The organism is Amphibiibacter pelophylacis (genome assembly GCF_037688875.1).
Taxonomy (GTDB): domain Bacteria; phylum Pseudomonadota; class Gammaproteobacteria; order Burkholderiales; family Burkholderiaceae_C; genus Amphibiibacter; species Amphibiibacter pelophylacis.
In genome coordinates, this window is sequence record NZ_JAWDIE010000034.1 from 1 (window position 1) to 11876 (window position 11876).

The window sequence follows — 11876 nt, forward strand, 5'->3', positions numbered from 1 at the left end:
TACATACCCCGGGCAAAAGGGGTCCTTCCTGGCGATATTCCAATACGGGGGGCGCGAGCGCGGCATTCGCCTAGCGTCCGACTCCAAACCAAGGTTTGCAGGGTTTGCAGTTTGCACCCGGCAGCGTCGGCCAGCGGGCGTCAGCGCTGTCGTGCGCGGGATGGCGGGAACGCAGAAGGTGCGAACCTCGGTGCGTGCCGGGTTTGCAGGTTTGCACCCAGGCCAAACGAAAAACGGCCTGGATAGGAAACTCAATGCTGGCGCGGGTTTGCAGCCGATTCGCTGGCTGGGTTGCAGAAATCGGCCCACGAGCCTTTGCGCACCGTCTGACGCATCGGACACATCTCTACGTAACTCTCCATACGCGTGCGCGTGTGCGCGCCTCAAGGGAAGTTACGACAACCTGTGTCCGATGCGTCAGAAGCGCCTGTGTATCGGCAGGTGCCTCCAAAAACTGGACACCCTTGGCGACCTATCAGACCACCTGTAAACCCGTTCGCCGCTGTCGTTGTGCGCCAGGACCACATTCAGGCCGAGTTTCTTGCGCAGCATCCCGGAAATGGCTCCGCGCACGGTGTGCGGCTGCCAGCCGGTCGCCAGCATCAGTTGCAGGGTGGTCGCACCCTGCGGGCGGCGCAGCGCCACGACCATCGCGGCGAGTTTGGTGCCTGACCGCACCAAGATGCCCTCCAGAAGTTGGAGATCACCGATGGTGTCCACGGACTGGACGTCATCCGGCCGAACCGGCCTTTCCTGGCCGATAGCCGCATAGCCCGCGTCGGTCAGCAGGTGACCGTCGTCGGCAGGCTCGATCCACCCGCGCTGCAGCAGTGAGGTCAGCACCTTGACCCGTGCGCCGCCGCGCAGCGTGTCGGGCTGGATCACTCGCCCATCAGGACGGCGGGCGGCAGTGCGGAGCAGCAGGCATTGGGCAGGGGAGACTTTGGGCAGCGTTTCCATCACGGACTCCCTCACTTGGCCTGGCCGTCGAAGATCGCCAGCAGGTCATCCAGCGCCTGATCCACCCGGCCAAGGTCACCGACGTGGCCCCAGTGGATGGCCTCCGGGTCGTGGCCGAAGTGATCGTCGGCCAATTGCTGCAGCCGGGCCAACTTGGTGTGGATGGCTGCGGCGCGGGCGAGGTAGGCGTCGATGGCGGTGGTCTGGGTGGTCATGGTGGGCTCCGGGTTGATGGATGACGCCACCATTCACGCGCTGAACGATCAGGAAGCCAAGCTGTCGGGGTAACAGCGGTCGCAAATGGGGTAATTAGGCCGTCAATTACCTGGATAACCCAGCTGCGGAACGTAGCCCCCTCAAGTCCGACTCGGCCCTCGCAGACATTTCATGGTGGTTGGCAGTCCGCCCCTCTGGTAGACTTTCAACGATTTTCATCGACTTTGACTCATAACATCCGAGCGCCAATGCCATGATTGCTGAACCGTGGGTTACCGCCGAGGATGTCGCCCTGCACTTGGGCGTGGCCAAGGACACCGTTTACCGCTGGCGTGAGCGTAAGGGTCTGCCCGCGCATCGTGTGGGGCGGCTGTGGAAATTCCAGCTCTCCGAAATCGATGAATGGGTGCGCGCGGGCGGCGCGGATGAAGATCAAGACCGCGACAATGGGGAAGTCATCTGATATGGATAAACGCCAGCTCAGTGAGCGCGATATCTGCACAAAATTCATCACCCCTGCACTTGAGCAGGCGGGCTGGGATATTGCCACTCAGGTACGTGAAGAGTTTCCGCTCACCAAAGGCCGCATCATTGTCCGTGGCAAGCTGCACACCCGTGCTCAGAATAAGCGTGCGGACTATGTGTTGTTCCACAAGCCCAACATGCCGATCGCGGTCATCGAGGCAAAAGACAATAAGCACTCGTTGGGCGATGGTATGCAGCAAGGGCTGGGTTATGCCGAAATGCTGCAGGTGCCTTTTGTGTTCAGCAGCAATGGCGACGGCTTCCTGTTTCACAATAAGATTGCCAAGGATGGGGTCATCGAGCGTGAGTTGGCTCTGCACGAATTGCCGGGCCCGGATGTGCTTTGGCAATGGTGGGCAGAACACCTCGGCCTGAACACGGCGCAAAGCGCGCTGGTCTCGCAGGACTATTACAGCGACGGCAGCAACAAAGCACCCCGCTACTACCAATTACTGGCGATCAACAAGACCATTGAAGCCATCGCTCGCGGCCAAAAACGCCTGCTGCTGGTTATGGCCACCGGTACCGGAAAAACCTATACCGCTTTCCAGATCATCTGGCGTTTGTGGAAATCCAAAGCCAAAAAACGCATCTTGTTTTTGGCCGACCGCAATATCCTGGTCGATCAGACCATGACCAACGACTTCAAGCCCTTCGGGTCAGCCATGACCAAAATCCAGAAGCGGCAGGCCAACAAGTCGTATGAAATTTATCTGTCGCTATATCAGGCCGTCACTGGCACGGAGGAAGAACGCAACATCTACAAGCAGTTCAGTCGTGATTTCTTTGATCTGATCGTCATCGACGAATGTCATCGCGGCAGCGCGGCAGCCGACTCTGCCTGGCGGGAGATTCTGGATTACTTCTCGTCGGCCACACAGATCGGCTTGACCGCCACCCCGAAGGAAACCAAAGAAGTATCCAACATCGATTACTTCGGTGAACCGATTTACACCTATTCCCTGCGGCAAGGGATCGACGACGGCTTTCTGGCCCCCTACAAGGTGGTACGCATCGACCTGGATAGAGACCTCACTGGCTGGCGTCCTGACAAAGGTATGGTCGATAAATACGGCAATGAGATCGAGGACCGCATCTACAACCAGCGAGATTTTGACAAAAACCTCGTCCTGGAAAAGCGCACCGAACTGGTTGCCAAAAAAATAAGCGATTTCCTGAAGCAAACCAATCGCTTCGATAAGACCATCGTCTTTTGCGACAACATCGATCACGCCGAACGCATGCGGCAGGCATTGGTGAATGAAAACGCAGATCTTGCTGCACAGAACAGCAAGTACGTGATGCGCATCACAGGCGACAACGAAGAGGGCAAGGCAGAGCTCGACAACTTCATCTTCCCGGAGTCCAAGTACCCAGTTATTGCGACCACATCAAAGCTGATGACCACGGGTGTGGATGCGCAGACCTGCAAACTGATCGTCTTGGACCAGCGCATCCAGTCCATGACTGAGTTCAAGCAGATTATCGGCCGCGGCACGCGCATCAACGAGGATTACGACAAGTACTACTTCACCATCATCGATTTCAAGAAGGCAACCGAACTGTTTGCCGATCCCGATTTTGATGGCGATCCGGTGCAGATCTATGAGCCCAAGGGTGATGAATCGCCCGTACCACCAGATGATGGCGAAAGCCCCCAAATCCCCGATGGCTTCAAATACGCACCCGCAGAGGAATCGCCGTGGTCGGGCGTGGCTGAACCTCGGCCTGGTGAGGAAGGCAGTGGCATCCGTCGCTACGTTGTCGCCAACGTAGAAGTCAAAGTGGCGTCCGAGCGAGTGCAGTATTTCGATGCTGCAGGCCGCCTAATCACCGAATCACTGAAAGACTACACACGCAAGGCGCTCGCCAAGGAGTTCAGTTCACTCGATGACTTTTTGCGGCGCTGGAACGATGCTGAGAAAAAGCAGGCCATCATTGATGAGTTGGCCAACGAAGGCGTGTTCTTTGACGCGCTGGCCGAAGAAATTGGCCGCCAGTCCGGCAAAGAATTCGACCCTTTCGATTTGGTCTGCCATGTGGCCTGGGATCAGCCGCCGCTCACCCGCAAAGAGCGAGCCGAACAGGTCAAGAAGCGTGACTACTTCACCCGCTATGGCGAACAGGCGCAGCGTGTACTGCAGGCCTTGCTGGATAAATACGCCGATGAAGGCGTCGGTCCCATTGAGGAAACCCAGATCCTCACCATTGCCCCTTTCACCAGTTTCGGCACCCCCATGGAGATCATCCGCGCCTTCGGCGGGCTGGATAGATACCAGCGTGCCATTCACGAACTCGAACAAGCGCTCTACTGCTCTTCGCAGCTGCGCGCCTGACAAATATCACGGAATCCATTTATGTCCATCGGCACCCTGATTAAAACTATCCAAGACATCATGCGCAAGGACGTAGGCGTAGATGGCGACGCCCAGCGTATCAGCCAGATCGTCTGGCTGCTGTTCCTGAAAATCTTCGACGACAAAGAGCAGGAATGGCAGCTCACCATTCCTGGCTACAAATCGCCACTGCAAAGCCGCTTTCGCTGGAGCAACTGGGCCAAAGATGCCGAAGGCATCACCGGTGAAGAGTTGATTGACTTCGTCAACAACGAGCTCTTCCCAGCATTGAAAAAACTGGCAACCGCCGCCGGCGTAACGCCGCATGGAAAAGTCGTAGGCTCGGTGTTCGAAGATGCCTACAACTACATGAAATCCGGCACCTTGCTGCGGCAGGTCATCAACTCCATTGAGAGCGATGTCGATTTCAACTCCTCCACAGACCGGCACCTGTTCAACGACATCTACGAAAAAATCCTGGCCGATCTGCAATCGGCGGGCAACGCAGGCGAGTACTACACGCCACGTGCCGTTACCCAGTTTATGGTGGACATTCTTGACCCGCAGTTGAGCGAGAGCGTGCTGGACCCGGCCTGCGGCACGGGCGGTTTTTTGACCTGCACCATCGAGCACCTGAAGGCACAGGTCAAAACGGCAGCCGACCGCATCACGCTGCAAGACAGCATCCATGGCGTAGAGAAAAAGCCACTGCCCCACATGCTGGCCATGACCAACCTGATGCTGCACGGCATCGATGTTCCCAGCAACATCCGTCATGACAACACCCTGAGTCGCCCGCTCAAGGATTACGGTCCGAAAGACCGCGTCGACATCATCCTCACCAATCCACCTTTTGGTGGCATGGAAGAAGACGGTATCGAGAACAACTTCCCGCGCAAATACCAGACCCGCGAAACCGCCGATCTGTTCATGGCGCTGATCATGCATCTGCTCAAGCACGACACAGGCCGTGCCGCCGTCGTGCTGCCGGATGGCTTCCTGTTCGGTGAGGGCACCAAGACTACGCTCAAACGCGAACTACTCGAAGAGTTCAACCTGCACACCATCGTGCGCCTGCCCAAGGGAGTGTTTGCGCCCTACACAAGCATCGCGACCAATGTGCTCTTCTTCGAAAAGGGCGAACCCACCAAGGACGTTTGGTTTTTTGAACATCCTTACCCGGATGGCTACAAGAGCTATTCACGCTCCAAGCCGCTGGAGATCAAGGAATTCGACCTCGAAAAGGCCTGGTGGGGTGGTTCCTCACGCAAAGGGCGGAAGACAACAGAGAACGCCTGGAAGGTATCAGCTGCAGACATTGCGGCGCGCAACTACAACCTGGACTGCAAGAATCCCCACGCGGTGGAGGTGAGCCACCGTGATCCAGCCGAGTTGATGGCGGAATATAAGGAAATCAGCCGCCAACTGGCTGAGGCGCAGAGCGCGTTGAAGAGCGAGCTGATGCTAGCGCTCGGAGGGCAGTGATGGAGCTGCTGGAGCAACACTTTGATATGGCCTTTTCCGCGCCCGATGGCGTCCCGAGATTGCGCGAGCTGATTTTGAAGCTTGCGATGCAGGGAAAGCTGGTGCCGCAAGACGCAAATGAGTCACCGGCCAGCGAACTGCTCAGGTCGATTGAAGCCGAAAAGAAGCGGCTGATGAAAGAACGCAAGATCAAAGCGCCCAAAACCTTGCCTGAGATCACCGCCAGCGATGAACCCTACTCTTTGCCCTATGGGTGGCAGTGGGTTCGACTCGGTGCGATTGGCAATATTTTTAATGGCAACAGCATCAATTCATCCGAAAAAGAATCTAAATATGAAGGCGTCGAGGGGTTGCCCTACATAGCAACCAAGGATGTCGGCTACGGTTTCGACCCGCTGGACTACGACAACGGTATTTGCATTCCTCTGAACGAAGAAAAGTTCAGGGTCGCGCACCAGGGTGCAGTGCTGATTTGTGCTGAAGGTGGCAGCGCGGGAAAAAAGTGTGGTTTGACCGATCGCGATATCTGTTTCGGTAACAAGCTGTTTGCCACTGAGGTGTATGGACAGATCCCTTCGCGATTCGTCCTCTACGTCTATCTGTCCCCAGCCTTCCGTGCATCGTTTACAGCTGCGATGACCGGAATCATCGGCGGTGTTTCCATTGCCAAGTTTGTCGAGATACTAATCCCGCTTCCGCCGCTGAACGAGCAACACCGCATCGTGGCCAAAGTCGATAAGCTGATGGCGCAATGCGATGCGTTGGAGAATCTGCGAAAGGAACGCGAAAATAAGCGCTTGGCTATCCATACCGCCGCGCTCTCGCAACTGATCGACACAACCGGAAACAGTAGCGCCGACGATGCTTGGGCCTTCATCACCCAACACTTCGGCGATCTGTATTCAGTCAAAGAAAATGTCTCCGAACTGCGGAAGGCCATTTTGCAACTCGCCGTCGTTGGAAAGCTTGTGCCGCAAGACCCGAACGACCAACCTACTAGTGATTTGCTTAAAGAAATTGCAGAAAAAAAACAGCAACTTGTAAAAAACAAATTATTAAAGATTGGACAAAACACAGAAGACACTAAATTTATTTGTCATGATGTGGTAATTCCAAAAACATGGAAATGGGTTAAGGGATCAGAGATTCTTTTTGTCACTAAATTGGCGGGCTTTGAGTTTACTAAATATATTCATCTTCAAGATGAAGGCGAGGTCCCGGTAATTCGTGCACAAAACGTTCGCCAATTCCACGTTGATTTGAGAAATCTGAAATTTATCGATTTAAAAACCTCTCAAATTTTAGATCGATGCGCACTCACAAAACCATCGCTTTTGGTGACATTTATTGGTGCTGGTATTGGCGATGTAGCACTTTTCGATTTGCCTGAAAGATGGCATTTGGCACCAAACGTGGCAAAAATGGAGCCTTTTGTTGGCTGCGAGAAAGGATTAAATCTTCGATATTTGAATTATTTTCTCCTATCTCCCTTGGGTCGTCGAGAGATATTCAAGCATCTAAAATCGACTGCGCAGCCTAGCATTTCGATGGGGACCATCCGAGACATTGACTACCCACTTCCTCCTGTTGCTGAGCAGCACCGAATTGTCGAGAAAATAGATCGATTAATGACCATGTGCGACACACTTGAGCAAACCATCGGTGCCGCCTTGTGGAAGAAGACTGAAATGCTTGATGCGATGATGGCCCAGGTATGAAGGTTTCGCTATGCGCCTGAAATCGGTATTCATTAATCATTACAAAAATCTTAAAAACTTTACGTTGAGTTTTGATGGCGCGAGCTTCATCGATGTGTTTGTCGGGAAAAACGGTAGCGGAAAGTCGAATCTATTCGAGGCATTGATTGAGATATTCCGGCATCTAGATCAATTTGGCCGCCCTGCGAATGAAATCTCGTTCGATTACCTTGTGACTTACGAAATCGGAGGTCAAGAGACGGTAATTGAATGGAAAGCGGGAAAGCTGAGGATCAACAAGGGCGAAGACCGTAAAACGCTGGGGCAAACGCCATTTCCAGACAATGTGTTGATCTACTACTCTGGCCACAACACTACGGTTGCTCAACTGGTTGCTGACTACGAAGCGAAATTTCGTGGGCGCATCAAAGGCGCAAATCTCGATGACAGTCGCCGCTTCACGGGGGTTGGCCCGGAGTACAGGCAACTTCTGCTGGCAGTTTTGCTGGCACAGCCAGACGAAAACAAGGCGCGACAGTTCGTTTGCCAGAAACTGGGGATAGAAAGCATTGGGGCTGATCTGCAACTGGTGTTGCAGCGGCCATCATTTGCCACTGGCGCACTCAAGGCACTTGGCACAGACAGCATTGAGAACTTTGATCCTCGTACTCACTATTGGGGCGCGGACGGCATCACGCGTGACTTTCTGGATAAGTTGGTCACCTGCGTCAAGGGTGAGTTTAATCACAGCAATGTATTTGATGCGGAGAAGGATCGCTATCAAATAGCCGTCAACGTCGAACTGTTCCAACAGCGCTTTGCCGATGAGTCGTTATCGGACATCTTTCGCCAGTTCGACAATTTGAAGACGTTGGGCATGTTGGCGGACCTCTCGGTCCCGCTCATCCTGACCAGCGGCTTGGACGGCACGATTAGACACTTCAGCGATGGTCAGTTTCAGTCGGTGTACATCTACTCTATCGTCGAGCTTTTCAAAGACCGCAATTGCCTGATCTTGCTGGATGAGCCGGATGCGTTCCTTCATCCAGAATGGCAGTTTGATTTTCTGCGGCAAGTTTTCGATATCACGGATGCTGCAGCGAAAACCAGCCACGTTTTGATGAGCAGCCACAGTGCTGTGACGCTTATTCCTCATGACAAGAAAAAGATTAAATTTTTTGATATCAAGGGCAATCAGGCAAATTGCTATGATTTACCGAAATCGATTGCAATTAAAAAGCTGAGTTCCGACTTGATCAAGTATTCAGAGCAGGAACAGTTGCTCAGCATCATCAACGCGGTCCAGATCGAAAAAAAACCTGTGCTATTCACCGAGGGCAGTACAGACCCGATCATTCTCAAAGAGGCGTGGTACAAGCTCTATGAGGATGAGATGCCTTTCATTCCTTTCTATGCATTTAGCTGTACCTATATAAATCAGCTACTGACCGACAATCGTATTCATGGAGAAATGGGCGGTTTGCCGATTTTTGCCTTATTCGATTTCGACAAGGCATATGACCAGTGGAATGGTCTAAACGGCGAGGTGACTGCCAATGATCCTTTCAAAGGCCTGATCAAGAAGTGGGCGCACGGTGAGTCCTATGCAGTAATGCTTCCAGTCCCTGCACATGCCGATATTCGAAAACAGGTGATTCGAAACGCTGCGACCGGTGAGACATTTGGCGGTGATTCGTGCTGTGAAATAGAACACCTGTTTTATGGGCAAGCGCCAACAGCAGACTACTACCATCACGAACCCTGCGTTGGTGGCACTAAGGTTGTTTTCAAATCAGATAGAGATAAGACCACTTTCGCCAAAGAGGTCGTGCCGACGCTCGATAAGTCATGCTTTGAGCCTTTTAAGCCAGTTTTTGAGTTCATCAAATCCAAGTGTGCTGGAGGTGCCCCCGCATGAGCACCAAGCTTCCAATCAACCTCACTGACCTGCTGCGCCAGCGCACCGTCGAGGGTGAACGCATCGAGTACAAAACCGGGTGGAATCCGGACGCGATCATCCGCACCCTGTGCGCTTTTGCCAACGACTTCGAAAACCTCGGCGGCGGTTATGTGGTGATCGGGCAGGATTGCGACGCCAACGGCCAGCCGGTGTTCCCACCCGTGGGATTGGCGGACAACCAACTGGACAAGATTCAGCAGGAGTTGCTGGCCGCCTGCCAGTTGATCCAGCCGCAGTACTTCCCGGTGTTGAGCATCGAGGAAGTCGAGGGTCGCAAGCTGATCGTGCTGTGGGCGCCCGGTGGGCAGAACCGACCATACAAGGCACCGGAGGCCGTCACCGCCAACAAGAAGACGTGGCGCTATTACATCCGGCGCTACAGCAGCACAGTCGAGGCCAAGGGCGAGGCCGAGCAGGATTTACTGAGCCTGGCGGCCAGGGTGCCTTTCGATGATCGATACAACCAGTCGGCACGGATCGATGATCTGTCCAAGCCGTTGATGCAGGCATTTTTGCAGGAGGTGGGCAGCACGCTGGCAGAGGATGCGCCCGGGCTGTCGGTCGAGGCCTTGGCCCGGCAGATGAATGTGGCGGGCGGACCCGCCGAATCACCGTGGCCCAAGAACGTGGGCCTGCTGTTTTTCAATGAAACACCAGAGCGCTTTTTCCCCGGCGTGCAGATCGATGTGGTCTGGTTCCCAGAAGGCGCGGGCGGGGATCGCTTCGAGGAAAAGATTTTCAAGGGGCCGCTGGCCCGGATGACGCGTGAGGCCTTGAGCTACATCCAGCGCAACTTCTTGCGTGAGACGGTCATCAAGCATCCCAACCGCGCCGAGGCCACGCGGGTTTGGAACTTCCCTTACGCCGCCATCGAGGAGGCCTTAGTCAACGCGGTCTATCACCGGTCCTACGAGGAGCGCGAGCCCATCGAGGTGCGCATCAACAATGAAGAACTGGTCATCCTGAGCTTTCCCGGCCCTGATCGGTCGATCCGGTTGGAGGACTTTCCGGCGGGGCGTGCGGTCAGCCGCCGCTACCGCAACCGGCGTATCGGCGAATTTTTGAAGGAGCTTGACCTAACGGAAGGCCGCTCGACGGGTATCCCGAAAATCCTCAAGGTGATGGCCGCCAATGGCTCGCCCGCGCCGCTGTTTGAATCAGATGAGGATCGACTTTCGTTTGTGATCCGGCTGCCCTGCCATCCGTTGGCCCGGCCGGTGCCCCCAAAAGTCACCGGGGAAGTCGCCCCCGAAGTTACCCCTGAAGTCGCCCCCGAAGTTGTGCGGGTCGTGTTGGCCTTGCAGGAAGAATTGTCCCGGACAGGACTGCAGCAGGCCCTGGATCTGAAGGACGAAAAGCATTTCCGGAAGGCATACCTGTTGCCCGCGCTCGATTCTGGCCTGGTGGAGATGACCCGACCCGAAACACCGCGCAGCAGTAAGCAGCGCTACCGGCGGACCGCCCTCGGGAAGCGTTGGCTGGAGTTGCATAGCGATACCGGTAAGGATCGAAAGTAAAAGAATTTTGATTGGAGAGGTAGCAAATGGCAACTGAGGCCCTTATAAAGCAGTTCCGCGATTTGATCAGCGACTGTACGCAGTCCCCTGTCGACGAACTGCTTATCAACCCCGACTGGGGCAAGATCACCTTCGAGGGTTGCCGTCCAGAGCTGGAGCGCACCTACTCGATGCTGAACCAGTTCAAATTGCTGCCATTGGATCTCCTGCCGGATGGGCCCACGCAGCAAATCGTAAATACGCTCCCGCCCATCAAGCAAACCATTGATCAGATTCGCAGCTTCTCCATTGAATCAGGCAATCCGACGGGGACACGCGATCAGTTGGTCAACCAGATCAAGAGCCAAGCCGACCAGTTCTTCACGGCGGCGCATTTGTACATTCCGTACCTCGCTTATCAGAAGGGCGATGTGCAGCGGAACATCAACGAACTGACCCGATCCGTTGAGGAGGCCGGGCAGTTGGTGGACGGCACCAAAAAGGATATCGAGCAGCGGCGAGGGGAAATTGGTGACATCATCGTCGCTGCCCGTGAGGCGGCAGCCAGCGTCGGAGTCGCGCATTTCACAGCTGACTTCAATGCTGAGGCGGAGACGCAAGACCTGAGCGCGGAGAAATGGCTCAAGACGACCGCAGGGTTGGCTGCAGCAACGATCTTGGCGGCTTTGCTCATGGTATTCGTTCCGGTCAAGCCAGATGCCACCACACCGCAAGTCATCCAGCTCTTTACTTCGAAGGTCGTGATTCTGGGCCTGCTTTTCACCGCAACGATCTGGTGTGGCCGTCTCTACAAGGCAGCCCGTCACCAGAGCGCAATCAACAAGCATCGGGCAAATGCGCTGCGAACGTTCCAAGCGTTTACCAAGGCCGCCAGCGACGATGCCGCTCGTAATGCGGTACTGATGGAATCCACCAAGTCGATTTTTGCCATCACGCCGTCCGGTTACTTGGAAAACGAATCGGCCCCTGATAGTGGGCTGAGGATTGTCGAGGTCGTGAAGCACGCCACCCAAGCCGTGGCATCGGTCAAATAGGCAGGCCACCTGTAGTCGTCTGCCCGCAGCAACCCGCGCCAGTGCCCATAAGCTCGGGAGGCCAGTCGGCACATGGTCAACCATCCGCCACCACACATGCTGCGAAAAGCCCGGACTGGTTCCGGGCTTTTTCTTTGGGGTCTGAT

9 protein-coding genes are annotated in these 11876 nt (G+C 55.0%); 7 read left to right on the forward strand and 2 right to left on the reverse strand.

Going from position 1 to position 11876, the window contains the following annotated elements:
* Positions 1-417: 417 nt before the first annotated feature.
* Together RV045_RS14110 and RV045_RS14115 are read right to left on the reverse strand one after the other, a co-directional pair.
* Positions 418-960, reverse strand: a complete 543-nt coding sequence (locus RV045_RS14110; protein WP_423236437.1) for a DUF3489 domain-containing protein — start codon at positions 958-960, stop codon at positions 418-420.
* Between the two features lie 11 nt (positions 961-971).
* Entirely contained in the window at positions 972-1175 is a 204-nt protein-coding gene (locus RV045_RS14115; protein WP_423236438.1) for a hypothetical protein, read from the reverse strand.
* 254 nt (positions 1176-1429) lie between these two features.
* On the opposite strand from RV045_RS14115, the gene RV045_RS14120 reads away from it, so the two are divergent.
* The 7 genes from RV045_RS14120 to RV045_RS14150 are packed head-to-tail and all read left to right on the forward strand — an operon-like array spanning position 1430 to position 11730.
* Positions 1430-1639 (forward strand): helix-turn-helix domain-containing protein, encoded by a 210-nt coding sequence (locus RV045_RS14120; protein ID WP_423236439.1) that lies wholly within the window; start codon positions 1430-1432, stop codon positions 1637-1639.
* Between the two features lies 1 nt (position 1640).
* Entirely contained in the window at positions 1641-4037 is a 2397-nt protein-coding gene (gene hsdR / locus RV045_RS14125) for an EcoAI/FtnUII family type I restriction enzme subunit R (protein ID WP_423236445.1), read from the forward strand.
* A 21-nt stretch (positions 4038-4058) separates the two neighbouring features.
* Positions 4059-5522, forward strand: a complete 1464-nt coding sequence (locus tag RV045_RS14130; protein WP_423236440.1) for a type I restriction-modification system subunit M — start codon at positions 4059-4061, stop codon at positions 5520-5522.
* A complete protein-coding gene (locus RV045_RS14135) occupies positions 5522-7240 on the forward strand; it encodes a restriction endonuclease subunit S (protein ID WP_423236441.1) in 1719 nt (572 codons plus the stop codon). Before RV045_RS14130 ends, RV045_RS14135 begins: the two co-directional genes overlap by 1 nt.
* 10 nt (positions 7241-7250) lie before the next feature.
* Entirely contained in the window at positions 7251-9137 is a 1887-nt protein-coding gene (locus RV045_RS14140; protein ID WP_423236442.1) for an AAA family ATPase, read from the forward strand.
* On the forward strand, positions 9134-10696 hold the full coding sequence (locus RV045_RS14145) for a Fic family protein (protein ID WP_423236443.1): 1563 nt from the start codon (positions 9134-9136) through the stop codon (positions 10694-10696). Before RV045_RS14140 ends, RV045_RS14145 begins: the two co-directional genes overlap by 4 nt.
* Before the next feature lie 26 nt (positions 10697-10722).
* Positions 10723-11730: a hypothetical protein gene (locus RV045_RS14150; protein ID WP_423236444.1), complete on the forward strand. Its 1008-nt coding sequence runs from the start codon at positions 10723-10725 to the stop codon at positions 11728-11730.
* The last annotated feature ends 146 nt before the right edge of the window (positions 11731-11876 follow it).